The organism is Pseudomonas sp. DSV-1, from assembly GCF_035830915.1.
Lineage (GTDB): Bacteria > Pseudomonadota > Gammaproteobacteria > Pseudomonadales > Pseudomonadaceae > Aquipseudomonas.
The window spans coordinates 809,076-835,511 of the sequence record NZ_JAYMYG010000001.1; the positions used below are offsets into that span (position 1 = coordinate 809,076).

Annotated in this window: 27 protein-coding genes, 1 tRNA gene and 1 pseudogene; 22 read left to right on the forward strand and 7 right to left on the reverse strand. The window is 59.1% G+C overall.

The window, feature by feature from the left end:
* Positions 1-43 precede the first annotated feature (43 nt).
* Positions 44-823, reverse strand: coding sequence for a DNA-binding transcriptional regulator KdgR (gene kdgR, locus VSQ83_RS03840; protein ID WP_133079520.1), 780 nt, complete (start codon positions 821-823; stop codon positions 44-46).
* A 212-nt stretch (positions 824-1,035) separates the two neighbouring features.
* Here kdgR and VSQ83_RS03845 point away from each other — a divergent pair, with 212 nt between their 5' ends.
* From VSQ83_RS03845 to uxuA, 6 genes are all read left to right on the forward strand, one after another.
* Positions 1,036-2,037: a sugar kinase gene (locus VSQ83_RS03845; RefSeq protein ID WP_133079521.1), complete on the forward strand. Its 1,002-nt coding sequence runs from the start codon at positions 1,036-1,038 to the stop codon at positions 2,035-2,037.
* A gap of 4 nt (positions 2,038-2,041) precedes the next feature.
* A complete protein-coding gene (gene manD / locus VSQ83_RS03850; RefSeq protein ID WP_133079522.1) occupies positions 2,042-3,253 on the forward strand; it encodes a D-mannonate dehydratase ManD in 1,212 nt (403 codons plus the stop codon).
* 77 nt (positions 3,254-3,330) lie between these two features.
* Positions 3,331-4,365 carry a Zn-dependent oxidoreductase gene (locus VSQ83_RS03855; RefSeq protein WP_133079523.1) on the forward strand — a complete coding sequence of 345 codons (1,035 nt, stop codon included), beginning with the start codon at positions 3,331-3,333 and terminating at the stop codon, positions 4,363-4,365.
* A 206-nt stretch (positions 4,366-4,571) separates the two neighbouring features.
* Positions 4,572-5,852 (forward strand): MFS transporter, encoded by a 1,281-nt coding sequence (locus tag VSQ83_RS03860; protein ID WP_095035982.1) that lies wholly within the window; start codon positions 4,572-4,574, stop codon positions 5,850-5,852.
* An 11-nt stretch (positions 5,853-5,863) separates the two neighbouring features.
* A complete protein-coding gene (locus VSQ83_RS03865; protein WP_326425351.1) occupies positions 5,864-7,303 on the forward strand; it encodes a mannitol dehydrogenase family protein in 1,440 nt (479 codons plus the stop codon).
* A gap of 17 nt (positions 7,304-7,320) precedes the next feature.
* Entirely contained in the window at positions 7,321-8,496 is a 1,176-nt protein-coding gene (gene uxuA, locus VSQ83_RS03870; RefSeq protein ID WP_133079525.1) for a mannonate dehydratase, read from the forward strand.
* A 63-nt stretch (positions 8,497-8,559) separates the two neighbouring features.
* Here the strand turns inward: uxuA and VSQ83_RS03875 are convergent, their stop codons facing one another.
* Complete coding sequence (locus VSQ83_RS03875) at positions 8,560-9,447, reverse strand: SDR family oxidoreductase (protein WP_133079526.1); 888 nt, start codon at positions 9,445-9,447, stop codon at positions 8,560-8,562.
* A 118-nt stretch (positions 9,448-9,565) separates the two neighbouring features.
* Between VSQ83_RS03875 and VSQ83_RS03880 the strand changes: the two genes are divergently transcribed.
* Positions 9,566-10,483: a LysR family transcriptional regulator gene (locus VSQ83_RS03880; RefSeq protein ID WP_326425354.1), complete on the forward strand. Its 918-nt coding sequence runs from the start codon at positions 9,566-9,568 to the stop codon at positions 10,481-10,483.
* Positions 10,484-10,605: 122 nt separating this feature from the next.
* Here VSQ83_RS03880 and VSQ83_RS03885 read toward each other — a convergent pair whose 3' ends face one another.
* Positions 10,606-11,058, reverse strand: a complete 453-nt coding sequence (locus tag VSQ83_RS03885; protein ID WP_133079528.1) for an Lrp/AsnC family transcriptional regulator — start codon at positions 11,056-11,058, stop codon at positions 10,606-10,608.
* Between the two features lie 168 nt (positions 11,059-11,226).
* On the opposite strand from VSQ83_RS03885, the gene VSQ83_RS03890 reads away from it, so the two are divergent.
* From VSQ83_RS03890 to VSQ83_RS03910, 5 genes and pseudogenes are all read left to right on the forward strand, one after another.
* Positions 11,227-11,844: a LysE family translocator gene (locus VSQ83_RS03890; protein WP_219260885.1), complete on the forward strand. Its 618-nt coding sequence runs from the start codon at positions 11,227-11,229 to the stop codon at positions 11,842-11,844.
* Between the two features lie 28 nt (positions 11,845-11,872).
* The gene (locus tag VSQ83_RS03895; protein ID WP_326425356.1) at positions 11,873-12,433 is read left to right on the forward strand and encodes a DUF924 family protein; all 561 of its coding nucleotides are present in this window, start codon (positions 11,873-11,875) and stop codon (positions 12,431-12,433) included.
* Positions 12,434-12,525: 92 nt separating this feature from the next.
* A complete protein-coding gene (locus VSQ83_RS03900) occupies positions 12,526-12,933 on the forward strand; it encodes a c-type cytochrome (RefSeq protein ID WP_133079531.1) in 408 nt (135 codons plus the stop codon).
* 123 nt (positions 12,934-13,056) lie between these two features.
* A complete protein-coding gene (locus tag VSQ83_RS03905) occupies positions 13,057-13,428 on the forward strand; it encodes a hypothetical protein (protein WP_133079532.1) in 372 nt (123 codons plus the stop codon).
* A gap of 7 nt (positions 13,429-13,435) precedes the next feature.
* Positions 13,436-13,714: pseudogene (locus VSQ83_RS03910) on the forward strand (c-type cytochrome); the annotation flags it as partial.
* Here the strand turns inward: VSQ83_RS03910 and VSQ83_RS03915 are convergent.
* The 3 genes from VSQ83_RS03915 to VSQ83_RS03925 are packed head-to-tail and all read right to left on the reverse strand — an operon-like array spanning position 13,715 to position 16,152.
* Positions 13,715-14,044: a hypothetical protein gene (locus VSQ83_RS03915; protein WP_326425359.1), complete on the reverse strand. Its 330-nt coding sequence runs from the start codon at positions 14,042-14,044 to the stop codon at positions 13,715-13,717.
* Between the two features lie 21 nt (positions 14,045-14,065).
* Positions 14,066-15,493 (reverse strand): sensor histidine kinase, encoded by a 1,428-nt coding sequence (locus tag VSQ83_RS03920; RefSeq protein ID WP_326425361.1) that lies wholly within the window; start codon positions 15,491-15,493, stop codon positions 14,066-14,068.
* Positions 15,490-16,152: a response regulator gene (locus VSQ83_RS03925; protein ID WP_133079535.1), complete on the reverse strand. Its 663-nt coding sequence runs from the start codon at positions 16,150-16,152 to the stop codon at positions 15,490-15,492. The genes VSQ83_RS03920 and VSQ83_RS03925 overlap by 4 nt, the downstream gene beginning before the upstream one ends.
* 146 nt (positions 16,153-16,298) lie before the next feature.
* Between VSQ83_RS03925 and VSQ83_RS03930 the strand changes: the two genes are divergently transcribed.
* The 6 genes from VSQ83_RS03930 to VSQ83_RS03955 all read left to right on the forward strand — a co-directional run bounded on the left by VSQ83_RS03930 (position 16,299) and on the right by VSQ83_RS03955 (position 21,582).
* Entirely contained in the window at positions 16,299-16,565 is a 267-nt protein-coding gene (locus VSQ83_RS03930) for a PepSY domain-containing protein (RefSeq protein WP_326425363.1), read from the forward strand.
* Positions 16,565-17,110 (forward strand): cytochrome b/b6 domain-containing protein, encoded by a 546-nt coding sequence (locus VSQ83_RS03935; RefSeq protein ID WP_326425365.1) that lies wholly within the window; start codon positions 16,565-16,567, stop codon positions 17,108-17,110. The genes VSQ83_RS03930 and VSQ83_RS03935 overlap by 1 nt, the downstream gene beginning before the upstream one ends.
* A gap of 22 nt (positions 17,111-17,132) precedes the next feature.
* Positions 17,133-18,401: a sialidase family protein gene (locus tag VSQ83_RS03940; RefSeq protein WP_326425367.1), complete on the forward strand. Its 1,269-nt coding sequence runs from the start codon at positions 17,133-17,135 to the stop codon at positions 18,399-18,401.
* Positions 18,401-19,000 (forward strand): hypothetical protein, encoded by a 600-nt coding sequence (locus tag VSQ83_RS03945; RefSeq protein WP_133079539.1) that lies wholly within the window; start codon positions 18,401-18,403, stop codon positions 18,998-19,000. The genes VSQ83_RS03940 and VSQ83_RS03945 overlap by 1 nt, the downstream gene beginning before the upstream one ends.
* Positions 19,000-21,027 carry an LTA synthase family protein gene (locus tag VSQ83_RS03950; protein ID WP_326425369.1) on the forward strand — a complete coding sequence of 676 codons (2,028 nt, stop codon included), beginning with the start codon at positions 19,000-19,002 and terminating at the stop codon, positions 21,025-21,027. Before VSQ83_RS03945 ends, VSQ83_RS03950 begins: the two co-directional genes overlap by 1 nt.
* Positions 21,028-21,138: 111 nt before the next feature.
* Positions 21,139-21,582: an SRPBCC family protein gene (locus VSQ83_RS03955; RefSeq protein WP_326425371.1), complete on the forward strand. Its 444-nt coding sequence runs from the start codon at positions 21,139-21,141 to the stop codon at positions 21,580-21,582.
* Positions 21,583-21,738: 156 nt separating this feature from the next.
* Here the strand turns inward: VSQ83_RS03955 and VSQ83_RS03960 are convergent.
* Positions 21,739-21,823, reverse strand: a tRNA-Leu gene (locus tag VSQ83_RS03960).
* A gap of 106 nt (positions 21,824-21,929) precedes the next feature.
* Here VSQ83_RS03960 and queA point away from each other — a divergent pair.
* The 4 genes from queA to secD all read left to right on the forward strand — a co-directional run bounded on the left by queA (position 21,930) and on the right by secD (position 26,434).
* Positions 21,930-22,991, forward strand: coding sequence for a tRNA preQ1(34) S-adenosylmethionine ribosyltransferase-isomerase QueA (gene queA, locus VSQ83_RS03965; RefSeq protein WP_095001476.1), 1,062 nt, complete (start codon positions 21,930-21,932; stop codon positions 22,989-22,991).
* Positions 22,992-23,002: 11 nt separating this feature from the next.
* Positions 23,003-24,118, forward strand: a complete 1,116-nt coding sequence (tgt, locus tag VSQ83_RS03970) for a tRNA guanosine(34) transglycosylase Tgt (RefSeq protein WP_133075983.1) — start codon at positions 23,003-23,005, stop codon at positions 24,116-24,118.
* A 42-nt stretch (positions 24,119-24,160) separates the two neighbouring features.
* Positions 24,161-24,499, forward strand: coding sequence for a preprotein translocase subunit YajC (gene yajC, locus VSQ83_RS03975; protein WP_003443398.1), 339 nt, complete (start codon positions 24,161-24,163; stop codon positions 24,497-24,499).
* Positions 24,500-24,565: 66 nt separating this feature from the next.
* Entirely contained in the window at positions 24,566-26,434 is a 1,869-nt protein-coding gene (secD, locus tag VSQ83_RS03980; protein ID WP_219260869.1) for a protein translocase subunit SecD, read from the forward strand.
* Positions 26,435-26,436 lie beyond the last annotated feature (2 nt).

The window sequence follows — 26,436 nt, forward strand, 5'->3', positions numbered from 1 at the left end:
TGCTGCACTTTCCTGCGCAGCGCTGCAGCCCCTTGCTTCACCCTTACGGATGCCAGCCCAACTGACTTGAAACCTGCTGCGAAGCCACCATCAGCTGTTTCACATAGTCCTGTTTCAGTTCTTCGCGAAAGCGAAAGCACGGGAACGACACGCTCATGCCGCCAATCACATGGCCGAAACGGTCGCGGATGGGGGCTGCTAGACAACGCATGTTGTCTTCGAATTCTTCATGGTCTTCGCCATAACCCTGCTCGCGAACCAGCGCCAGTTCCTGCAGGTAGGCGTCGATGCTGGTGAGGGTGTTGGCGGTGCGTCGCTCGAAGCTTTCTTCACGCAGGAGCGCAAGCAGTTCGTCTTCTTCCAGCCAGGCCAGCAGTACCTTGCCGATGCCGGTGCAGTACAACGGCGCCCGGCGCCCGATGCGCGAGTACATGCGCAAGTTGTATTTGGAGTCGATCTTGTGCACGTAGACGATGCTGCCTTCGTCGAGGATGCCCAGGTGCACGGTCTCGCCAGTCAGTTCGTTGATGCGGCGCATGCCAGGTTCGGCTTCACGCACGATATCCAGATGGGGCAGGGCCTGGGCCCCCAGCTCGAACAGCCGCACGCTCAGGCGGTAGCGGTCTTCCGCATCCTGAACCACATAACCACGCGCCTTGAGTGACTGCAAAAAGCGATAGACCGTGCTCTTTGACATGTCCAGCTTCTGTGCAATTTCGGAAACGCCACTCTCTTCCGGGTGTTCGGCCAGGGCTTCAAGCACAGCCATGGTCCGGCCGACGGCAGAGACGAGATCGTTGTTCTGGGTGGTGCTGTTGTCCATGAAGGCTCCAACGCAATTTAAAAAAACAAGGATATACCGTAGAGAATCGAAACGCTGTTTCATTTTTCTTGACGGTGTTCGGATTTTGATTAAACTCGGCCTCAAGCGAAAAAATGAAACGCCGTTCCAAAAATAATAATCAGCTCGACGCACTGTCACCCTCCGGTGCCTGTGTCGACGCAAAGCGACCCATAAAAACAAGGCGCGCAGAGATGACGGTAACCCTCGGGCATTGCCCACAGGCCAATTTGACCCAGCCCCTGCGGGTGGCACTGGTGGGCGAGTGCATGATTGAGATGCGCGGCCAGCCGGGTGCCGTGTTCAGCCAGACCTTCGGTGGCGATACGCTCAATGCGGCGGTGTACTTGTCCCGCCTGGGCGCCGGTAACGGAATTGTTGCCGACTATGTAACCGCCATTGGCGCGGACGCTTTCAGCACGGCCATGCGTCAGTTGTGGCGCGATGAAGGTGTCGGCGATCAGCATGTGCGGGTGATCAAGGATGCGCTGCCGGGCCTGTACTTCATTCAGACCGATGACCAGGGTGAACGCCGTTTTGCCTACTGGCGTGGCGAAGCCGCCGCCCGGCGGGTTTTCGACGGGCCTGAGGCGGATGCCGTTCTGCGTGCTCTGGCCGATTACGACTATGTCTACCTGAGCGGCATCAGCCTGGCGATCCTTACCCCCGGCGGCCGCGAACGCCTGATGCTGGCCCTGCGTCTGGCCCGCGAGAGCGGCACGCGCATCGTCTTCGACAACAATTACCGCCCCCATTTATGGTCCGATGCGCCTTCAGCGCGCCAGGCATACAGCGACATGCTGCGCCTGACCGATCTGGCCCTGATCACCTGGGAAGATGACGCCGCGTTGTTCGGTTATGCCGATCACGAGGCCTTGTTTCGCGCTTATGCCCAGTTTGGGGTGGGCGAAGTGGCACTCAAGCGTGGTCCGGATTCGTGCTTGATCCAGTGCGCCGCCGGCCGTTACGAGGTGCCCGCCGAGAAGGTGCAGCGAATCGTTGATACCACGGCGGCAGGCGACTCATTCAGTGCGGCTTACCTTGCCTGCCGCTTGCAAGGCGGTACGCCACAACTGGCCGCGCGCTGGGGGCACCAACTGGCGGCGGAGGTGGTGCAGCACCCCGGCGCACTGATCCCGGCAGGCGCCATGCCGAACCTGCACATGCCTGTCTTTTCTTCTGTCGCCGAGGCCTGAACCCATGAAGATTGTTGAAGCGCGCGTGATTGTTACCTGCCCGGGTCGCAACCTGATCACCCTGAAAATTGTCACCGATTCCGGGGTCTACGGCATCGGCGATGCCACCCTCAATGGCCGCGAAATGGCAGTCGTTGCCTACCTCGAAGAACACGTGCTGCCTGCGCTGATCGGGCGGGATGCCCAACGCATCGAAGATATCTGGCAATACCTGTATCGCGGTGCCTACTGGCGCCGTGGCCCGGTCACCATGACCGCGATTGCCGCTGTCGACGTGGCGCTGTGGGATATCAAGGCCAAGGCCGCCAATATGCCCCTGTACCAGTTGCTTGGCGGCAAGAGCCGCGAGCGGGTCATGGTGTACGGGCATGCCACCGGCAAGGACATCGAAGGTTGCCTGGACGAAGTCGCCCGTCATGTTGAACTGGGCTACAAGGCGGTGCGTGTGCAATGCGGTATACCCGGCATTGCCACCACCTATGGCGTAGCCAAGCGCAGCGGCGAACGCTATGAACCAGCCGACAGCGACCTGCCAGCAGAGCATGTGTGGGACACCGCCAAATACCTCAACCATGTGCCCAAGCTGTTTGCCGCCGTGCGCGAGCGCTTTGGTGACGACCTGCACATCCTGCATGACGTCCACCATCGCCTCACGCCGATTGAAGCGGGGCGCTTGGGCAAGGCGGTGGAGCCGTTCAATCTGTTCTGGCTCGAAGACTGTACGCCGGCCGAGAACCAGGAAGCCTTCCGTTTGATCCGCCAGCACACCACCACACCGCTGGCGGTGGGCGAGGTGTTCAACTCGATCCACGACTGCCGCGAGCTGATTCAGGAGCAGTTGATCGACTATATCCGCGCCACCCTGGTGCACGCGGGTGGCATCACTCATGTACGGCGGATCGCTGATTTTGCCGCGCTGTATCAGGTGCGTACCGGCTTTCATGGCGCCACCGACCTGTCGCCGGTGACCATGGGCGCGGCGCTGCATTTCGATACCTGGGTGCCCAATTTCGGCATCCAGGAGCACATGCCTCACGACCCGCTGACCGATGAAGTCTTCCCCCATGCCTATCGCTTTGAGGACGGTCATTTCACGCCAGGTGAAACACCGGGCCATGGCGTCGACATCAACGAAGAACTGGCTGCCAGATACCCCTACAAACGCGCCAGCCTGCCGGTCAATCGTCTGGAAGACGGCACGCTCTGGCACTGGTAATACCGCTTAAAAGCTTATTGCTCGACTGTTTAATAACTATAAAAAACGGGGCGTCATGCCCTGGCAGGAGTTACCCGATGAAAGCGTTTCAAGTAAGAGCTCCCTTTGAGTTCGGCCTGGCCCAGGTCGACGCCCCGCAACTGGCGCGCAATGAGGTCAAGGTCGATGTGGCCTATGCCGGTATCTGCGGCTCTGACCTGCATATCATCCACGGCCAGAACGCTTTTGTGCGCTTCCCGCGGGTAACCGGCCATGAGTTCTCCGGAGTGGTCAGCGACGTGGGTGCGGATGTGGCCCAGATCAAGGTCGGTGATCGCGTGTGCATCGACCCGGTGATCAGCTGCGGCACCTGCTACCCCTGCCGGATCAATCGCCCCAACGTCTGTACCAAGCTGCAAGTGATCGGCGTACACCGTGACGGCGGTTTCAGTGAGCAGGTCTGCGTGCCGGCGAGCAATGTTCATCGCTTGCCGGACGGCATGTCACTCAGCCATGCGGCTTTAGTGGAGCCGTACTCCATCGCCCTTAACGTGCTTGACCGTATGCAGCCGCAGCCGGGTGACAGCCTGCTGATTTACGGCGCTGGTGTGATCGGCCTGACCCTGGTGCAAATGGCGCGGGCACTGGGCCTGACCGACATCACCGTGACCGATGTGATTGACGAACGCCTTGAAACCGCCCGTGCCTTTGGGGCCAGCCGCACCCTGAACGGCAAGGACGTGGACGTCGAAGCGACGATGCGCGAATTGACCGCTGGCGAAGGTGTGCCGCTGATTGTCGACGCCGCTTGCATTCCCGCATTGATGCCGCAAATGGTGCGCATTGCCTCAGCGGCGGGGCGTATCGGGCTGCTGGGGTTCAGCACCACGCCAACCGATCTGGTGCAGTTGGAAATGATCAAGAAAGAATTGACCCTGGTGGGTTCGCGGCTGAACAACCGCAAGTTCGCCCGGGTGATCGAGTTGATCGCCAGCGGCAAATTGCAGGTTCAGGAAATGATCAGCCACCGCATCCATTTCGATGAAATGCCGCAGGCGATTGCCTTGATCGAGAACCATCCCGAGCAGACGCGCAAGGTGCTGGTGCAACTCAACCCCAAGGAGATCTTGTAGCAGTTGCCGCAGGCTAAGTCCGATCGCGCAGCCATCGTAAACCCGGCGTTTCAGGTTTGCCTGGCACACCGAAGAACCTGACCTTACGACAGCTTCGCTGCCGGACGCAGTCTTCGGCAACTGCTACGAGTTTTGCGTACCGCACACAGTTTCACGTGCTCCCAGCGAGCACCCTCACCGAATAAAACAACAAGCGGGAGGTTCCAATGTTTGGTCAAGGTCGTACCTTAGTCATCATCATGCTGTTCCTGGCAGGCGTCATTAACTACCTGGATCGCTCGGCATTGTCCGTCGCCGCCCCCTTCATCCAGAAAGACTACGGTCTGACCACGGGTGAGATGGGCATGATCTTCAGTAGTTTCTTTGTCGGTTATGCGGCATTCAACTTTATCGGCGGCTGGGCGGCCGACCGCTACGGCGCAAAAACCACGCTGCTGCTGGCCATGGTGCTGTGGTCGCTGTTCAGTGGCCTTACGGTGCTGACCGTGGGCTTTATGTCGCTGGTGTTTATCCGCATCCTGTTCGGCATGGGTGAAGGCCCGCTCAGCGTGACCACCAGCAAGATGGTCAACAACTGGTACACCCCCAAGCAGCGGGCGCGGGCACTAGGCTCGTCCATGTCCGGTACCCCTTTGGGTGGTGCGATTTCCGGGCCGGTAGTGGGCTTTATCGCCATCAGCTACGGCTGGAAAGTGTCGTTTATCATCATCATGCTGATTGGTCTGGTATGGGCCGCGGTCTGGTACAAGTTCGTCAAGGACAAGCCAACCGGCAAAATCGCTGAAGAGATCGCTCAGGGCGAAGGCCAGAGCGAGTTGGCGGCCCAGCCGGTTCATCCATTGCGCTACTACCTCAAGCAACCGACAGTACTGTTCACTTCGCTGGCGTTCTTCTCGTACAACTACACGCTGTTTTTCTTCCTCACCTGGTTCCCCAGCTACCTGACCATGGCTCACGGCCTTAACGTCAAGGAGATGAGTATCGCCACGGTTATTCCTTGGGTACTGGGCTTCCTTGGCCTGGCGTTGGGCGGCTTTATCTCCGACTTCGTGTTCAAGAAAACCGGGCGCATGATGTTTTCGCGCAAGGTAGTGCTGGTGACCTGTCTGTTGGCGTGTGCCGTGTGCATCGGCTTTGCCGGGATCGTCAAAACCCTGTATCCGGCGGTCGCTCTGGTGGCGCTGGCGGTGTTCTTCCTGTACCTCACCGGTGCCATTTACTGGGCAATCATCCAGGACACGGTGCCTGCCGCCCGCGTCGGTGGTGTCAGCGGCTTCATGCACTTCCTGGCCAATACCTCGGGCATCATCGGCCCGACCCTGACCGGTTTTCTGGTGCAGTTCACCGGCTCGTTCACCAGCGCCTTCCTGCTGGCGGGGTTGCTGACCATCATCGGTGCAGTGTGTGTGGCGCGCTATGTCAAACCGCTTCCGGTCATCGATGAAGCCCTGCCGCCAGCAGGCAGCGTCTTGCCTGCTTCGGCGTGAGGAGAAGGTCGATGCCTGTCGTTGAACGAGTACCTTCGGTGGCCACAGCGGCTGATATCGGGATTGTGCACCTGGGCCTGGGGGCGTTTCATCGCGCCCACCAAGCGGTCTATTTGCAGCGCCATCTCAATCGCCACGGTGCAAGCCCGTGGGGGGTGTGCAGTGCCAACTTGCGCTCCAATCGCACGCTGGTGGAGCAACTGCGCGAACAGCAATGCCGCTATACGGTGGCTGAATACCGTGACCGCGAACAGGTGACATTGCGCGATATCAGGGTAATGCGCGAAGCCCTGTATGTCGGTGATGGCGGTGAGGAGCTGCAGCAACTGTTGCAGCGTATGGCCGACCCGCGCACGCGGATTGTCACCCTCACTGTCACCGAAAAAGGCTACTGCCTGAACCCGGCTACGGGGCAGTTGCGCCTGCAGGATCCGGCGATTGTCCATGACCTTGCCCACCCGCAGACACCGCGTACGGCACCGGGAATTGTGCTGGAGGCCTTGCGCCGCCGACATGCGGCAGGCATCCCGGCTTTTACTGTGCTGTGTTGCGACAACATGCCGGATAACGGTCAGCGTACCCGTCAGGCCGTTATGGGGCTGGAGGAGCCAGGCAGCGAGCTGGCACAGTGGATCGAGCAGCAGGTGGCGTTTCCCGGTTGCATGGTCGACCGCATCGTTCCGGCCATGGACGCGCAGGCGTTCAGCGGTCTGCAGCAGCTCGGTTGCCAGGACCCCGCGGCAGTGGTGTGCGAAAGCTTCAGCCAGTGGGTGATCGAGGACCACTTCCCTCAGGGCCGCCCCGACTGGGAAGTGGAGGGCGTGCAGATGGTCGCTGATGTGCGGCCGTTCGAAACCATGAAGCTGCGCATGCTCAACGGCAGTCACTCGTTGCTGGCCTATATCGGCTTGCTTGCGGGGTACGAGACGGTGTTCGATGCGATCAGCGATCCTGATCTGCTGCGGTTTATCCAGTGTTACATGGGCGAGGAAGCAGCGCCGACCCTGTCCATGCCCGTGGGTATTGATACCGCAGGTTACGCCCGTGATCTTTGCGCGAGGTTTGCCAACGACAGCCTGCAACATCGCCTGCGCCAGATCGCCATGGATGGCTCGCAAAAACTGCCGCAGCGGTGGTTGCAAGGCGCGCAGCAGCTGCTTGATGCCGGGCGTGACATTGACTGCATCGCATTGGGGATTGCGGCCTGGATCCACTACTGCACGCAGCCTTTGCCGCATGTCGTTGATGACCCGTTAAACGCCGTTTTCGCCGACTTGGCGGGCAGCCTGGAAGGTGCTCAGCGAGTCGACGGGTTTCTTGATCTGCAGCAGGTATTTGCGGCCGAACTGTCGGCGCGTCCAGCCTTTCGTGATGCGGTTCACCGCGCGTACAGCGCCATTGAACACACCGGCATGGCTGGCCACTTAAAAAACTTTGCAGCACACAACTAACAAGAAGGGAGATAGACATGGAACAGACTTGGCGCTGGTTTGGCCCCCAGGACCCGATTTCGCTGGCAGATGTGCGCCAGACCGGAGCGACCGGTATTGTCACTGCATTGCACGACATCCCCAATGGTCAGGTATGGCCAGTGGCAGCGATTGCCGCACGCAAGCAAATGATTGAAGACGCCGGCCTGACCTGGTCGGTGGTGGAAAGCATTCCGGTGCATGAGGACATCAAGCGCGGTTGTGGCCGTCGTGACGAGTACATCGCCAACTACCAGCAGAGCGTGCGCAATCTGGCGAGCTGCGGCATCGATATTGTCTGCTACAACTTTATGCCCGTGCTGGACTGGACCCGTACCGACCTGGCCTGGGAGATGGAAGATGGCGGCTGGGCGCTGCGTTTCGACCAGACCGCCTTTGCCGCTTTCGACCTGTTTATCCTCCAGCGCCCGGGAGCACAGGCCGAGTACAGCACTGAAGATATCCAGCAAGCCCAGGCCTATTTCGACGCACTCACCCCCGAGCAGAGCGAGAAGCTGGTCAACACCCTGATTGCAGGCCTTCCGGGTGCCGAAGAGCATTACACCCTGGAAGATTTCCGCGCCTTACTGCGCACCTACGCCGATATTGACGAAGCGAAATTGCGCGAGCATCTGGGGCATTTCTTGCGTGAAGTGATCCCGGTCGCGGAAGAGGCGGGAGTGCGCATGGCCATTCACCCGGACGATCCACCGCGGGCGCTGCTGGGCCTGCCGCGTATCCTGTCCACCGCGGCAGACGCGCAATGGCTGCTGGATGCTGCGCCAAGCCCGGCCAACGGTCTGACCTTCTGCACCGGCTCCTATGGCGTGCGTGAAGACAATGATCTGGTGGCGATGGCCAAACAGTTTGCGCCCTTCATTTACTTCACCCACCTGCGCTCGACCCGCCGCGAAGCGGATCCGCGCAGCTTCCACGAAGCTCATCACCTGGGTGGCGATGTGGACATGGTCGGGGTGATTGGTGCGCTGGTTGCTGAGGACCTGCGCCGTGAACGTGAAGGCGGCCCGCGCTTGCCACTACGCCCGGACCACGGCCACCAGTTGCTCGATGACCAGCACCGCAAGAGCAACCCCGGTTATTCGCTGATCGGTCGCCTCAAAGGCCTGGCCGAGATTCGCGGGGTTGAACTGGCGATGCGTCAGCAACTGGCGTAACGCCCTGCGGCCTGCATCACAGACCCTTTAGCCACTGCCTGTGGCAGCGGCTAAAGGGCTGTATCAATAGGCAAAAACCTTGCGGTGCTTTTGCACAAAGTCTTCCCAGCGCACCGGCTGGCGGCCCGTGATTTCGAAGAAGTTGTCAAAGGTCTCGTCGGCCCCGGGAATCTTCCCGGCAGCCATCCGTGCGAAGTTGTCTTTTACGCACGTCATGTAGGCCATTTCGGCTCCGGCTGCGCGCATGTTGTCCAAAAATACGTCCGGTGACTGGGCGTTGTAGCTGAACGGCTGCTCCAGCACCCGGGTCATGATGGCCGCGATATTGCCATAGGATTGCACGTCGTAGCCCAGGCGGTAGGTCTTGCCCCCATGTCTGGCCGGGTTGAGCAGTGCTTGTGCCGCTACTCGGGCAACGTCTTCGCCATCTACCCAACTGAATGGCGTATCACCGGTGTATTGCTCGATGACCCCGGCTTTTACGGCCTGGGTGCCATCGTAGCTGAGCAGGTTTTGCATGAAACACTCGGGCCGCAAGTGGGTGAACGAAAAGCCCGACCATTCAATATAGCGCTCCACGAACTGGTGCCAGGCCCAATGGCCGATGGTGGTGTCGTCACGCCCGCAGGCGCCCAGATGCACCATGTGCTGCACCCCGGCTTGTTTTGCCTGATCGAGAAACGCCTTGCTCTGGCGCAGCATGTCCACGGTATAGCCGGTCACGAGCAGGGCGCGATCGATGCCTTGCAGCGCCGGGGCCAGGGTCTCTTCTTTATCGAAGTCCAGGATCACGGTGCGAATGCCCTGGTCTTCAAAGGGCTTGGCCTTGGCGGGGGAGCGTACTGCCGCGACCAGCGTGATGGTGTCGTCGGCCATGAGGTTGCGCAGGGTGTCGCCGCCGATCTGGCCCGTGGCGCCGGTGATTAAAACGGTGGGTTTGTGCGAGGTCATAAAAAGTGCCTGATGCTTGGGTAAGGGCTTGGTGTCAAGCTTACTGGGGAAGTGCAGGCGTATTTGCGATACATTTTATCGAATGAGATGAACTGAATTCACTAATGGCGGGGCGTGCATGTTTTCTTCCGAGCGCTTGAAGGGTATCGATGTCTTTGTCTGTGTTGCGGATTCAGGCAGTTTTAGGGCGGCTGCCGAGCGCTTGAACCTGACCGCTTCGGCGATCAGCAAGGCCATCGCACGCCTGGAAAACAGGCTTGGGGTACGTGTGTTTCAGCGCTCTACCCGGCGCTTGGCATTGACTGATGCCGGGGCGGCATTCTATCGCACGTGCACCGGGGTGCTGGCCGAGCTGGAAGAAGCCGAGCTGGCCATGCAGGCCGATAATGCCGAGCCGCAAGGCAGGATCCGCATCGACTTGCCTGCAGCCTTTGGGCGGTTGCAGGCGTTGCCGGTCATTTTGCAGTGTGTCCAGAAACATGCCCTGTTGCTGCCGCACATTTCGTTCTCAGACCGCTTTATCGATCCGGTCGAAGAGGGTGTGGATATCGTCGTGCGGGTGGGTGGGCCGGATATTTGGCCTGCTGCGCTGGAACACCGTTTTCTGGGCCGTGAGCGCCATGTGTTCTGTGCCGCGCCAGCTTATCTGAGCATTCACGGCACGCCTTTGACCGACCGCGATCTGGAGCATCACCAGTGTGTGGCCTATGGGCGGGCCGACGGCACGGTCAGCCCCTGGAACTTTGCAGGCAGCCGCCCCGGAGACATAGAGCGCCGGGTGATGCCCGCCAGGTACATCGTAGGAGATGGGGAAGGGCAAGTGATGACGGTGCTGGCGGGGTGCGGCATCGCCCAGTTGCCCACCTGGCTGATCAAGCAGCATTTGGCCGATGGTTCATTGGTCGAAGTGCTGCCCCACCTGGCGAGCGAAGGTTTGGCGATCAATCTGGTGTGGCCAAAAAGCCGTCAGGCATTGCCCAAGGTCCGTGTTTTGCTGGATGCCCTGGCAGCAGGGTTGATGCCGTTGGCGGATTAATGTTCGGGTTGCACTCGCCCTGTGGGAGCGGGCTTGCTCGCGATTGGATCACTGCGGTTTTGCAGTGACAGCGCATCGTCTGCATCGCAGGCAAGCCAGCTCCCGCATGTTTTTATGCGGCCTCACAGCGGCAGCATGCGGTCCTGAATGACCCGCTTCATCACCAGCGTTGAGGTCAGTCGCTGGACGTTGGGCAGCGAGGTCAGGCGCTCGTCGTAAAGCTGCTGAAAGGCTGGCAGATCGGCTGCGACCACATGCAGCAGATAATCCGGGTCGCCGAACAGCCGTTGGGCATCGACGATTTGTGAGGTTTCGATGACCGCCGTTTCAAAGTCAGCAATCGCCTGACGGGTCACTTCACGCAGGGTAACGAACACCATCGCGGAAAAATTCAGGCCCAACTCGCTGGGGGCCAGCAGGGCCCGATAGCCCAGGATCACGCCTGAGTCTTCCAGCGCCCGCACGCGGCGATGGCAGGGCGAGAGGCTAAGGCCAACCCGTTCTGCCAGTTCGGTAACCGAAAGTCGGCCGTCGGCTTGTAGCTGCGCAAGAATCTTTCTGTCTATTCGGTCCACGTGGAAGAACCTTCCCTTGTGATGGCTATAGGTTGGGATAAACGAAAGATAATCCTACCAGCATTTCCTTATTCTTCTTTTACTCGCTGGCGCTTTTAACGCTGGCAGAGGCAGGGGGCTGCGGCGCCTGAAAAACCATCACGATTCCAGCGTAGAAAGGAAATCCCTTTGACTCTCAGCGTCTTGGCCGCTTTTTGGGCGGTGTCATTTTTGTTCATCATTACTCCCGGCGCCGATTGGGCTTACGCCATTTCTGCGGGCATGCGAGGACGGTTGGTGACGCCTGCGGTGGCGGGGATGTTGTCGGGGCATCTGCTGGCCACGGTGATTGTAGCGGCGGGTGTGGGGGGCCTGGTGGCGCGCAATCCGATGATTCTTACCGGGCTGACAGTTGCCGGGGCCGTGTATTTGCTGTGGTTGGGGGTTTGCATGCTCAGAGACCCCGCGACACCTCAGTCGGGGCAGGGGCAGGTATCCGACTCGTGGTCGCGCTGGGCCTGGAAAGGTTTGTGCGTGAGCGGCCTGAACCCCAAGGTGCTGTTGTTGTTTCTTGCCCTTTTGCCGCAATTTACCGACCCGCTGTCGACCTGGCCAATACCCACGCAAATCATTGCCCTGGGTGCATTGCATGCGGTCAGTTGCGCGGTGGTGTATCTCATGGTCGGCTTCAGCGCCCGGGCCGTGTTGCAGACCCGGCCTGCTGCTGCGAAAAACGTCAGCCGGGTGTCCGGCGCGGTGATGGTCCTGATTGCAGTGGTGTTGCTGGCGGAGCAGACCTACAGTTGAGGCTTGGTCAACTACTGAGGATAAGACCGTGGCAACCACCGAAAACAATGGGCAAACAACGCCGGGTGCGGTGATTGAATTCTGGAAGCAGGCAGGGCCAAAGCACTGGTTCGCCAAGGATGAGGCGTTCGATGCTGTATTTCGCGAGACCTTCTACCGGGCTCATTTTCAAGCCGCCAGGCGCGAGCTTGAGCACTGGATGGCGCAGCCCGAAGGCGCGCTGGCCTTGCTGTTGTTGCTGGACCAGTATCCGCGGAATTCATTTCGCGGCACCGCGCACATGTTTGCCACCGACCCGCTGGCACGCTTTTACGCCCGGCACATGATCGATGGCGGCATGGACAAGGCGCTTGAAGCAGACTTGCGGCTGTTCTGTTATTTGCCGTTCGAGCACTCCGAAGACGCTGCCGACCAGCAGCTGTCGTTGCAACTGCATCACAGCCTTGGCCCGCAAGCCAGCGTATGGGCGCAAGAGCACGCCGAGATCATCCGCCAATTCGGGCGCTTTCCCCATCGCAATGATGTGCTTGGGCGCGAGACCACCGGGCAGGAGCGCACGTTTCTGGATGAAGGCGGATTTGCGGGGTAAGAGCAGATTTTGACCGCCAGCAAGGTGTCGGCGCAGCCGTACAGGCATAATTGCCGCCTGAGCCTGAACACCCTCACCTGATGGAGCTGCCGATGAAGTACCCAGCCGTGTTGACCCTGAGCTTCTGTGCCGTTTTTTTGAGTAACGGTGCGATAGCCGCGGGGGATGCTGAAGCGGGGGGCAAGCTGTTCACTAAAACCTGTGGCGGTTGCCACAGCATCGGGCTTAACGCGCGCAATGGTTTTGGCCCGCAGCTTAATGGCGTGATCGGACGTCAGGCGGGCACCAGCGAGGGCTACCTGTACTCCGACGCCATGAAAAATTCAGGCGTGGTGTGGAGCCGGGAAAAACTGGCCGCCTACATAGAAGCCCCGAAAAAAGTGGTGAGCGGCACGCGGATGATCTTCTGGGGCATCAGCGACCAGGAGAAGATCGACAACCTGCTGGCCTATATTGAGTCCGTCCAGGGGCAATTCCATCGGCAAGATCCTCCACATTGATGCCGGGCCGCGATCATCGCTTTTCTGCTGGCTAAAAAAAGGCCAAGGGGCAGCACGAGAGGCTTTCAGCATTTATGTTGATGCGGTGATACCCTCCGGTTTTTTCAGGGAAGGAAGATGAACATGCGCAAGACAGCGTCAGCCCTGGTAGCTGCAATGGGCTTGCTCGTAGCGGGCGGAGCCGGGGCCTGGACCATGAAGGACGGCGTTATCCAGTTCAGTAACGGCGAAGTGTCTTATTGCGACGGCTGGGCACTTGATGCGGCCTCAATCATGTTGAGTCGACAGGAGGGCAGGCCCGTTGATTATGTTTACGATGCCTACCATGAGCCTTCGGACATCACCAGGAAAATGCGCGTGCGATTTTTACGCGAAGCCCAGGCATACCCGGTAGAAGATACAAAAGAAAAACAATGGGCTGCTGCAGAAAAGTTCAGCAACAAGGTGAAGGGGCAGTGTTTCAAGTCTTATATCGAGCGCGTTCCGCAATCTTGAACGCCATACCTGTGGTGGTTGTCACAGCATCGGGGAAAACGCCCGGAACGGTTTTGGCCCGCAACTCAATGGCGTGATCGGGCGGTTGGCGGGCACGAGCGCGGGCTATCAGTATTCTGATGCCATGAAGAACTCCGGCGTGGTGTGGACGCGGGAAAAACTGGCGGCGTATATCGAGGCACCCAAAAAGGTGGTGAGCGGTACACGGATGATCTTCTGGGGGATCAGTGACTCCGAGAAAATCGAGAACCTGCTGGCCTACATTGAGACACTCCAGGGGCAGTGATCACTGCACCTCTTTCAGGTAACCCTTGAGCGTCAGCAGCGCGGGGTGCATCTGTTCCAGGGTTTGGGCCTGTGTGAAATCGCCGGACAGCTTGAGCAGCTCTCGTCCCATGGCCGTATGCGCACCGCCCAGCGCCTCAAGCGCCAGGTTCAGGCATCGCTCGACTTTAAGCTGGATGGCGTCGAAGTTGCCCTTGTTCAGCTCAAAGGCAAAGACGTCCCGCTGGTAGTCGCTCATGGCCGGATCGTCGCGCAAAATCGGGCTGCCACCGTCTGTCTCATGCATCAGTTTGAGAGAGAAAAGGGCGACTGCCTCCAGCGTCAATTCCATAGTCCGGGTCCTTTAGTCAGTTCAGTGTTTGATCAGGGGAGTGTGGGCTGGCGCGATTGTACAGGGCACCACACGAGCCGGGATACACGGCTCCAGACGCAGTTCGGCGCACAGGCCACCCTGGGGGCGATTATAGAGTTGCAGGCTGGCGCCTATTTTACGGGCAATCATTTCCACTATGGCCAGCCCCAGACCTGCGCCGTTGGCGTGGCCCTGACTGTAAAAGCGTTCGAACAGCCGCTCGACGCACTGTTCCTCGATACCCGGGCCGCAATCTTCAACCCGCAAATGGATGCCCCCGCAGGGTTGTGCGCAGACCAGGACCTTGACCTCGCTACCCGCTGGCGAGAAGTTCAGCGCATTGGTGACCAGGTTCTGCAACGCAATGGCCAGGGCCACAGGGTCGGTTTCAACCCGGCACTCCTCATCACCTTCCAGTATCAGCTCAACGCCTTTTTCCATCGCCAGGGGTGTCAGTTCTGCCAGCTCTTCGCGCACCAATACGGTCAACTGCACGGTACTGCGAGTCGTGGTGTTCAGGCTCGGCTCAATGCGTGCCATGGTCAGCAACTGGCTGCCAATTCGTGTGGCCCGGTCAACGCCGCTCACCAGGAAATCAAGGGCTTCCTGGCGCTGTTCCAGGGTGGCGGCGCCTTGGGCGTTCTGGGCATGTATGCGCAGTATGGCCAGTGGTGTACGCAGCTCATGAGCGGCATCGGCAATGAATCGCCGTTCTCGCTCCAGCAGGTTGTCCATCTGCACCAGCAACTGGTTCAGCGCGGTTTGCATCGGCTCCAGGTCCCTTGGCAACGGCTTGAGATTCAGTGCTTGCAAGGTGTTGGTATTGCGCCCTCGAATGGCGCTGGCCATCGCGCGCAGTGGGGTGAGGCCCCAGCCGATGGTCAGCCAGATAAAGATGGTCAGCAGGGGAACGCCAATGAGGGTGGGCCACAGGGTGTGGCGCACGATGCGCTGGATCAGGTCCTGGCGAATGTCATCGCGCTCGCCCACCCAGATCAGCAAGCCCTGTTGCGGGTCGGCAAGCAGAAAGGCGCACCAGTCATTGCCGTTTTCGATGATGTCGTGGGAGCCCAGCGTGGTGGGCGGTGACTCCAGGACTGGCGCTTGGGCAGAACGCACGAGCAGTTGGCCGTCGCTACGCCAGACCTGGAAGGTCAGGCGAGTTTCGTAAGGATGGGCCGGACCGTCCTCGCCTACCCGACTCATGGCGTCGTCAAAAGCCCGATAGAGGCGGTCCCAGTTGTTTTCGCCCGGCTCGTGCTGGTTCAGTACGCCTTGCAGCAGACGGGCGGTTTGGGCGAGCTGGGCGTCATAGACTTCTTCGATTTCATGGTGGCTGTCGCGCAACACCAGCCAGCTGATCAGGGCATCGCCCAGCAGGATCAGGATCAGTACCGGGATGAGAATGCGCGCACGCACCGAGTTCATGGCTTGAGCTCCATCACATAACCGACACCACGCACGGTGCGGATCAGTTCGACGGACAGCTTTTTGCGCAGGTTATGAATCAGCACTTCCAGGGTGTTGCTTTCGACCCGGTCCTGCCAGCCATAAAGGGCGCGGGACAAGCGTTCGCGGGTGATCACTTTGCCGGGGCGCACCATCAGTTGATGAAGCAACTGGTATTCCATCGGGGTGACGATGATGTCCAGGCCCAGGTAGCTGACTTGCTGGGTCGCCGGGTCGAGGCTGATACCGGTGTGCTCGAGCAGCGGTTGTGCCCGACCCTGGCTGCGGCGCAACAGGGCGCGGACACGGGCCTTCAGCTCTTCAACGTCGAAGGGTTTGATCAGGTAATCGTCTGCGCCTGCATCGAGGCCGGCGATACGTTCCCCGGTACCGTCGCGGGCCGTGAGGATCAGCACCGGAATGTCGTGTTGCTCGGCGCGCAGTTGTTGCAGCAGCGTCAAGCCATCGAGGCGCGGCAAGCCCAGGTCGAGCAGCAGCAAATCGAAGCTTTCGCTGCGCAGGGCATGCAGGGCACTGACGCCGTCTTGCAGCCAGTCCAGGGTATAGCCTTCGGCGCTGAGCGCCACGCGAATGCCTTGGCCCAAGGCGCGATCATCTTCGACGAGGAGCAGGCGCATAGCACAATCTCTGTAGGAAACGGCGGCATCATGCCGTGTTCAGGCCGGGGCTATTCCCGGAAAGATGTTACAGCTCGTTGCCAACTAAGCTTTTCCTAAGGTTGGTTTTGCACAGTGGATTTCCTACGTCTACTGAGGGTATTTCCATGCGCAAAATTCTCCTGCTGTCCTTGGTGATTACCAGCCCCCTGGCAATCGCCGGCCCGCAATGTACCTCTGCCGAGCGCTCGCAATGGCAGGACCCGAAGGCTTTTCAGGAACAACTGAAAGCCCAGGGTTACGAGATCAGCAAGTTCAAGATCACCGATGGCAATTGCTACGAGATCTACGGTTTTGACAAAGGTAAACGCAAGGTCGAGATCTATCACGACCCTGTGACGGGTAAAGCCGTGAAGACCGAGATCAAGGGCTGATGCCGGAGCAATTCCTGCGCCTCTGGGACCCGCTGGTGAGGGTGTTTCATCTCTCCATCGCGGCAGTCTTTGTCGCCAATTACTTCTTCAGTGAAGCGGGTGACGACTGGCACGTCTGGCTGGGCTATTACGCCGTGGCCTGGCTGCTGGTGCGGCTGGTGTGGGGATTTGTTGGCCCGCGCAGTGCGCGTTGGGCTGACTTTTGGCCAACACCTGCGCGATTGAGTGGCCATGTGCGTTCGCTGCTCAATGGCCGTGCGCAGCATCGCCTTGGCCATTCGCCCTTGGGGGCGCTGGTGATGATCCTGATGTTGCTGGCCCTGCTGACCCTGGGTGTCAGCGGTTTTCTGATGCAGGAAGTCGACGCCTTGTGGGGCGTCGACTGGCCGCTGCTTTTGCATGAAGCCACGGCCAATGTGCTGCTGGCCCTGGTGATCATTCATGTGCTGGCGGCGTTGTTTGAAAGTATCCAGGTGCGGGACAACCTGCCGTTATCCATGCTCACCGGCCGCAGGAGGCGATTGCCGGATGACCCTGTTCAGTAACTCTCTTTTCAACAGGTTTTCTATGCGCCCGTTTTTACTGATCAGCTGCCTGCTACTGGTGTTTTCTGCCGCATGGCTCAGCCATCCGCCCCATGTGCTGGCGCCTTTTGCCCTGGTCGACAAGGAAGGGGGGTCCACTACGGACGCCCCGCAATTCAACAGTCGCTTTGTATCCTCCCATCTCAATGACTTTGTCCATTCGTCCTCCGTCACGGCCCTGCCAGGCGGCGACCTGATGGCGGTATGGTTTGCCGGTTCCCGGGAGGGCGCTGCCGACGTGCAGGTACGCATTGCACGTTTTGATGCCAAAACCACCGAGTGGGGCCCGGAGCAAATACTGGTTACCCGTGAGACAACCCGCGACGGCACCCGGCGTTATATACGCAAGCTGGGCAACCCGGTCATCGCCCTGGGACCTGACAATCGACTGTGGATGTTTTATGTCTCGGTGTCGGTGGGCGGCTGGGCCACCAGCGCGATCAATGTGATGGTCTCGCAAGACATGGGCGCGAACTGGTCGGCGCCCCGGCAGTTGGTGACGTCACCGTTCTTCAACATCAGCACCCTGGTGCGTGCTGCCCCTGTGTTTCATGCCGATGGCTCGATTGGCCTGCCGGTGTACCACGAGTTCATGGGCAAGTTTGCCGAGTACCTGTACTTGAGCGCCGACGGTGCAGTCATCGATAAATTCCGCATCAGCCGTGGCAAGCACTCACTGCAACCGACCATCGTTGCTCAGGATGGCCAGCGTGCAATCGCCATGTTGCGCTACGCCGGTGAAACCCATCACCGGGTGCTCGCCAGCCGCACGCAAGACGCCGGGCAGACCTGGAGTGAGCCGTATCCGCTGGAACCTTCCAACCCCAATTCGTCGTTGTCGGCAATCGGTACGGCGGACGACGGTTTGCTGGTGGCCCTCAATGACCTTGAGGACGGGCGCTTCAAACTCAGCCTTTACGGCACCGATGCGCAGCTTGATCAGTGGCGCACCCTGGTGGAACTGGACCAGTCCCCCGACCCGCTGGGTCAACCGTTCTCCCCTGAGGCTTACAAGGAAATCATCGGCGAAGGGTTTCGTGCGTCCAGCGGCGCCCGCCGTTTGGGCCTGGCGCAGCGTTTTCTGAGCAACCTGGATTACCGCGTGTGTAAACCCCGTGGCTGTGAATTCGAATACGAGTATCCGTACTTCAGTCGCAGCCCGGATGGCATGTACCACCTGGTGTACTCGTGGAATAACACGTTTATCAAACATGTCAGCTTCAATGAGGCCTGGCTGGCGGAGCGACTGTGATGTTTTCAATGTGGCAAGCCCATTTGAGTTTTGTCCTGCTGGGTTTTGTACTGATAAGTACTGTGCGCTTCGGTGCGCGCTGGCGTCCCTGGTTGCTGCCGGTACTGGTGGTGGTGAGTTTCATTCCGGTCAATGAGCTGGCGCTGGCGGGTTATGTGCGCAGCTTTACCGATGACCTGGCAATCACCACCCTGGTGTTATTGGCGTGGGTCTGCTTGCACCGCCTGGGTGTGGTGCAGCCACTCAAGAGCGCGCAGCGACTGCAGGTGGTGCTGCTGTTTGGCGCCCTGAGTCTGGTTCTGTATCCGGCCACTCTGGGGCTGACTTATTTCGATCCTTACCGCTGGGGCTTCAACCCCCGGCCGATGATTGTGCTGGTGGGGGCGGTGGCCCTGCTGATGCTGGCGCTGCGCAATAGCCTGGCGGTGTGGATGCTGGCGGCGGCAACCGTGGCTTTTACCCTGCGGCTCAAGGCTTCGGAAAACTACTGGGACTATCTGATCGACCCGTTGCTGACAGGCTACTGCCTGGTGGTCGGGTTATGGATGCTGGTGATGGCTGGCTGGCGTCCTCTTTTAAAACTGCAGCGAGGTCAATGATGGGAGGGTTGTACTCACGGCGCCTGCGTTACGGCATATGCGCCATCGGGTTGGTATTTGCGTTGCTGGTCTGCCTGCGGCTGATTTTTGTGCTGGGCTTTTCCGGTGTGGACCTGCAAGAGGCCGCGCTGCTGGAAACCCTGGGCATTGGCCTGCGTTTCGACCTGCGCCTGGCCGTACTGATGTTGCTGCCGCTGGCTCTGCTGGCATGGCTGCCGCGCTGGAACCTGCTGAACACGCGAGCATTGCGCTGGCTGGCGCGCGGCTACTTGTTGCTGGTGTTGGGCGTAGTCGGATTGGTGTACATCATCGACTTTGGTCATTACGCCTACCTGGGCGTACGTCTTAATGCCACAGTGCTGCGTTACCTGGAGGACGCGCAGATTTCACGGCAGATGGTCTGGGAAACCTACCCGGTGCTGTGGATAACCCTGAGCTGGCTGATGGCCGTTGTGCTGTGGACCTACGCGCTGATTCGTCTTGAGCGGATCACCCTGGATCGTGAAAAGCAGTCTGCAGGCGTCGTTGCCATAGCGTCCGTGGCCGTGATCGGCGTCGTTGCCATCCTGCTTTCACTGTTGGGACGCGTGGCCAATCTCAACCTGGAAAACCCGGTGCCTCTGCGCTGGAGCGATGCTTTCTTTTCCGGCAATAACCAGACCGCCGCCGTCGGCCTTAACCCGGTGCTGTTTTTGTTCGACACCCTCAGGGTCGGGCAGTCGCAATTCGATGAAGCCAAAGTCCGAGAGCATTACCCCCAAGTGGCGCACTACCTGGGTGTAACGCGGCCCGATGCCGAGCAATTGAGCTTTGTGCGTGAGCAAGCCGTGCAGCCTTACCGATTTGCCGGTGAGCGTGCGCCCAACGTCATGTTCGTCATGCTTGAATCCCTGGGAACCAGCGCCGTGGGTGCTTACGGCAACCCCCTCAACCCCACGCCGAATCTGGACCGGCTGGCCAGTCAGAGCTGGTTCTTCAAACACTTCTACGTGCCGGTCACCGGCACTGCGAAAACGGTCTGGGGCAGCATTACCGGTGTGCCTGACGTCACCCGCCAGGAAACCGCAACCCGTAACCCCCTGATTACCCGCCAACACACATTGATCAATGCCTTCGAGGCGTACCAGAAGTTCTACATGATCGGCGGCAATGCCGGTTGGGCCAATATCAATGGATTGATCCGGCAGAGTATCGAGGGTGTGAAGCTTTATGATGAGCGTCACTGGCGCTCGCCGCGGGTGGATGTGTGGGGCATCTCCGACCTGGACCTGTTCAAGGAGAGTGACGACATCTTGCGCGCCGTAGCCAGGGACCAGCCGTTCTTTGCTTACGTGCAGACTTCCGGCAATCACCGGCCATTTACCATACCCGCCAGCAACGACAATTTCGTGGTCAAAGATCTTTCCCTGGAACAGGTCCAGGCCGCTGGTTCGCGCAGTGTCGAGCAATACAACGCCGTGCGTCTGCTGGACTACAACATTGGTCGGCTGATGGAAATTGCCAAGGCGGGGGGTTACCACGACAACACCATTTTTGTGTTCTTCGGCGACCATAACACCCGCATCAGCCAGATACCGTACATGGCGCCGGCCTTTGAACAGCTGGGGCTTGAAAGTAACAACGTGCCGCTGTTGATCTACGCGCCAGGCAGGTTGCAGCCCAAAGTGATCGAAGAAGCGGTTGGTCTGTCGGACCTGCTGCCGACCGTGGCGGGCATGGCCGGTATTCCCTTTCTCAATGGTGCGATGGGCAGGGATATCCAGCAGCCTGTGCCGGAGGGAGAGCGAATGGTGCCGTTGGTACTGAGCGAAGGGACCTTTCCGGTGATCGGAGGGGTGACCAAGGACTTCCTGCTGCAAATGCAGCACGACGGCAGCTCACCGACGCTGCATGACCTGGCGTCGCAAACTCCCAGGGAGGATGTGGCGCAGCAGCACCCTGAAGAGTTTCAACGTCTGCAAGCCTTGACCCTGGGATTGCATGAAAGTGCGCGCCTGATGCTTTACCGCAATGTTCGCGAGCGTTGATGTCCTGGAGGCGATCGTGCGCAACAAAGGTCACTCGTCACCGTAAGCCCCGAGGGGCGGGTGGTCTTCTAAACTATAGAGCCGAGATATCCGATAACTTCAGGAGTTGTCATGGCCACGCATGTGATCCGGCTTCACCGCGTCATCAAAGCAACACCAGAGCGCGTCTACCGTGCATTTCTGGATGCCGATGCCCTGGTCAAATGGCTGCCCCCGAACGGATTCACGGGCAAGGTCCACCACCTGGAAGCAAAGGTGGGCGGGACGTACAAAATGTCGTTTACCAACTTCAACAGCGGTCAGGTCCACTCGTTTGGCGGGGAGTACGTTGAATTGGTGCCCCATGAAATGATCCGCTACACGGACACCTTTGATGATCCTGACCTGCCGGGAGTGATGCAGACAACGGTAACTTTGCGAGAGGTCTTTTGCGGAGTTGAATTGAGCGTGGTGCAAGAGGGCATCCCCGGGATCATTCCACCCGAGGCGTGCTATCTCGGGTGGCAGGAATCCCTGGTATTGCTGGCCAGGCTAGTCGAGCCAGAGATCCCGTAACGCTGGTTGGTGCGGTTGCTTGTATCCCGAATTCAATGGGTTTGTTTGGGATACAGGCCGGGGTGCCCGAGGTGTTTTTCAGGCACAAAAAAACCGGCTCGGGGGCCGGTTTCTCTGTGCTGCAAGTCCTGGTAGAGACTTGCAGGTACTGCTATATGGTGCCCCGAGGGAGACTCGAACTCCCACTCCTTTCGAAAACGGATTTTGAATCCGCCGCGTCTACCAATTCCGCCATCAGGGCTCAATGGCGGCGAAGTATAGAGATGAGGTTTAGGTCGGTCAACAACTTATTGGTCTATTTTTACTAAGTCCGTTAAACTCCCCGGCCCTGCTAGACGAAACCTATCATGCGCGTTGCTGACTTTACTTTCGAACTCCCTGATTCGCTCATCGCACGCCATCCTTTGGCGGAGCGCCGCAACAGTCGCCTGCTGACCCTTGATGGGGAGAGCGGAGCACTGGCACATCGTCAATTCACTGATTTGCTTGAGCATTTACGCCCGGGCGACTTGATGGTGTTTAACAATACCCGGGTGATTCCGGCTCGCTTGTTTGGCCAAAAGGCGTCGGGCGGCAAGCTGGAAATTCTGGTTGAGCGGGTGCTCGACAGCCACCGCGTGCTGGCCCATGTGCGCTCCAGCAAGTCGCCAAAACCAGGGTCGAAAATCCTGATTGACGGTGGTGGCGAAGCCGAGATGCTGGCACGTCACGATGCGTTGTTCGAACTGGGCTTTGCCGAAGAGGTTTTGCCCCTGCTGGACCGTGTCGGGCACATGCCATTGCCGCCCTATATCGATCGTCCGGACGAAGGCTCTGACCGCGAACGGTATCAAACCGTGTACGCGCAGCGCCTGGGTGCCGTGGCTGCGCCAACGGCAGGCCTGCATTTTGACGAGCCGCTGATGCAGGCTATCGCTGCCAAGGGCGTCGAGACGGCATTTGTGACCTTGCACGTGGGCGCGGGTACTTTCCAGCCGGTGCGGGTTGAGCGTCTTGAAGATCACCATATGCATACCGAATGGCTCGAAGTGGGCCAGGATGTGGTTGATGCCGTGGCCGCATGCCGTGCCCGTGGCGGGCGGGTGATTGCCGTGGGCACCACCAGCGTGCGTTCGCTGGAGAGCGCCGCCCGTGATGGCGTGCTCAAACCGTTCAGTGGTGATACCGATATCTTTATTTTCCCGGGCCGACCGTTTCATGTGGTCGATGCGCTGGTGACCAATTTCCATTTGCCGGAATCCACGCTGTTGATGCTGGTTTCGGCGTTCGCCGGTTATCCCGAAACCATGGCGGCCTACAAGGCTGCGGTTGAGCATGGGTACCGCTTCTTTAGTTACGGTGATGCAATGTTCATCACCCGCAATCCTGCGCCGACGGCTCCTGCCCCGGCCCCTGAGGATCAAGCATGAGCAACTGTCGTATGTCTTTCGAGCTACTTGCCACTGATGGCAAGGCTCGTCGCGGTCGTTTGACCTTCCCCCGTGGCGTGGTCGAAACCCCGGCATTCATGCCGGTCGGTACTTACGGCACGGTCAAGGGCATGTTGCCGCGCGATATCGTCGATACCGGCGCGCAGATGATTCTGGGCAACACCTTTCACTTGTGGCTGCGTCCTGGCACTGAAGTGATCAAGAAGCACGGCGACCTGCACGACTTCATGAAATGGCAGGGGCCGATCCTGACTGACTCGGGTGGTTTCCAGGTGTTCAGCCTGGGCGCCATGCGCAAGATCAAGGAAGAGGGCGTGACTTTTGCTTCGCCGGTAGATGGCGCCAAGGTGTTCATGGGGCCGGAAGAGTCGATGCAGGTACAGCGTGACCTGGGCTCCGACGTGGTCATGATTTTTGACGAGTGCACGCCGTACCCGGCGGATGAAGATGTGGCCCGCGTTTCCATGGAGCTGTCGTTGCGCTGGGCGCAGCGCTCCAAGAATGCCCATGGCGACAACACGGCGGCTCTGTTCGGTATCGTTCAGGGCGGCATGCACCAGAACCTGCGCGAGCGCTCGCTCGAAGGTCTGAACAAGATCGGTTTTGACGGCCTGGCCATCGGCGGTTTGTCCGTAGGCGAGCCCAAGCACGAAATGATCAAGGTGCTGGATTACCTGCCCGCGATGATGCCCGCTGACAAACCTCGTTACCTTATGGGGGTTGGCAAGCCGGAAGATCTCGTTGAGGGTGTTCGCCGCGGTGTGGACATGTTCGATTGCGTGATGCCAACCCGCAATGCCCGCAATGGGCATCTGTTTATCGACACCGGTGTCATCAAGATCCGCAATGCGTTCCATCGCCATGATGATTCGCCGCTGGATCCGACCTGTGATTGCTATACCTGCCAGAACTTCTCTCGCGCTTATCTGCATCATCTGGACAAGTGCGGCGAAATGCTGGGTAGCATGCTCAATACCATCCATAATTTGCGGCACTATCAGGTGCTCATGGCTGGTTTGCGCGAGGCTATTCAACAGGGTACATTGGCCACCTTTGTCGACGCCTTCTATGCCAAGCGCGGGCTTCCTGTGCCGCCTTTGGACTGAGTTTCGGACCTTTAAGAAACAACATTGCAACTGGAGTGCTTAATGAGCTTTTTCATCTCTTCCGCTTTCGCGGACGCTGCTGCACCTGCCGCTGCTGGCCCTATGGGTGGCGGTTTTGAATGGATTTTCCTGGTCGGCTTCCTGGTCATCTTCTATCTGATGATCTGGCGTCCACAGGCCAAGCGCGCCAAAGAGCAGAAAGCCCTTCTGGGTAACCTGCAAAAAGGCGACGAGATCGTGACCACTGGCGGCATCGCCGGCAAGATCGTCAAGGTTTCTGACGCTTTTGTTGTTATCGAAGTGTCTGACACTGTCGAGCTGAAAATTCAGAAAGGCTCTGTTGCAGCCACGTTGCCTAAAGGCACGCTGAAAGCGATCTAAGTTTCAACTTTTAACAATCGACGGGGCGCGCAAGGCGCCCCGCGTTTTAAGCGGGCGGCGTGATTGATGCTGAACAAATACCCTCTGTGGAAATACATACTGATCCTGGCGGTGCTGGCGATCGGTTTTATTTATTCCGCTCCCAATCTGTACCCTGATGATCCGGCCATTCAAGTGTCGGGTGCGAGCACGGCCCTGCAGGTCACTCAAGCTGATCTGGATCGCGCCACCAAGGCGCTGACGGATGCTGGCATTGCCGTGAAGGGCGCCACTCTGGCCCAGAATGGTAAAGGTGGCTTGCTGCGTCTGGTCAAGAAAGACGACCAGTTGCCAGCCAAGGATGTCGTACGCAAGGCCCTGGGTGACGACTATGTCGTAGCGCTCAACCTGGCGCAGACCACGCCGCAATGGTTGCGTAGTCTGGGTGCTCACCCAATGAAACTGGGTCTGGACTTGTCGGGTGGTGTGCACTTCCTGTTGGAAGTGGACATGGACAAAGCTGTCGATGCACGCATGAAAGTGTACGAAGGCGATGTCAAAAGCCTGCTGCGCAAAGAGAAAGTGCGTTATCGCAGTCTGCCGCAACTCAACGGTGCCATTCAGTTGGGCTTCACTGATGAAGCTACCCGTGAGCAAGCGCGTGGCCTGATCCGCAAAAGCTTCAATGACTTTGACATTACTGCTGCAGACCTCAATGGTCAGCCGGTTCTGCGTCTGGTGATGACCCCGGCCAAGCTGGCGGAAATCCGCGAATATTCCATCAAGCAAAACCTGACAACCGTCCGTAACCGGGTTAACGAGTTGGGTGTTGCCGAGCCTTTGGTTCAGCGTCAGGGTGCCAACCGCATCGTGGTTGAGCTGCCAGGCGTACAAGATACTGCCGAAGCCAAGCGTATCCTGGGCAAGACGGCCAACCTTGAGTTCCGTCTGGCTGCTGAGCCGGGTGCTTCCAAGGCTACGTCCGAGACCTTTGAGTTCCGTGAGGGCAATCGTCCGACCGCGCAGATCGAGCGTGGCCTGATCATCACCGGTGACCAGGTAACCGACGCTCAGGCCGGCTTTGACGAGCACGGCCGTCCGCAGGTGAACATCAAGCTTGATGGTCATGGCGGCGAGTTGATGAGCCGTTCGACCCGCAGCAACGTTGGCCGCAGCATGGCGGTAATCTTCATCGAGCAGAAGCCGGTGACGACTTACACCAAGAAAGTGGTTGATGGTGTTGAGAAGGACGTGCCGGTCCAGGCGTTCAAGGAAGAGAAAAAGATCATCAGTCTGGCGACTATCCAGTCGCCGCTGGGCAGTCAGTTCCGCATCACCGGCCTGAATGGCCAGGGTGAGGCTTCCGAGCTGGCACTGCTGTTGCGTGCCGGTGGTCTGGCGGCGCCAATGTACTTCGCTGAAGAGCGCACCATTGGTCCTAGCCTGGGTGCTGACAACATCACCAAGGGTATCGATGCTTCGCTGTGGGGGATGCTGTTCGTGTCCCTCTTCATCATTGCCATCTACCGTTTCTTCGGTGTGATCGCGACGGTGGCGCTGGCGGGCAACATGGTCTTGCTGCTGGCTCTGATGTCGGTGCTGGGTGCAACCCTGACCCTGCCGGGTATTGCCGGTATCGTGTTGACGATGGGTATGGCGGTCGATGCCAACGTACTGATCTTCTCGCGTATACGTGAAGAGATTGCCAATGGCATGACACCGCAGCGGGCGATCAACGAAGGTTTCAACCGTGCCTTTACCGCCATCGTTGACTCCAACCTGACGACCCTGCTGGTCGGCGGGATTCTCTTTGCCATGGGTACCGGGCCGGTCAAGGGCTTCGCGGTCACCATGTCGCTGGGTATCTTTACCTCGATGTTCACGGCCATCATGGTCACCCGCGCACTGGTCAACCTGGTGTATGGCGGTCGGGACTTCAAGAAGTTGTGGATTTAAGG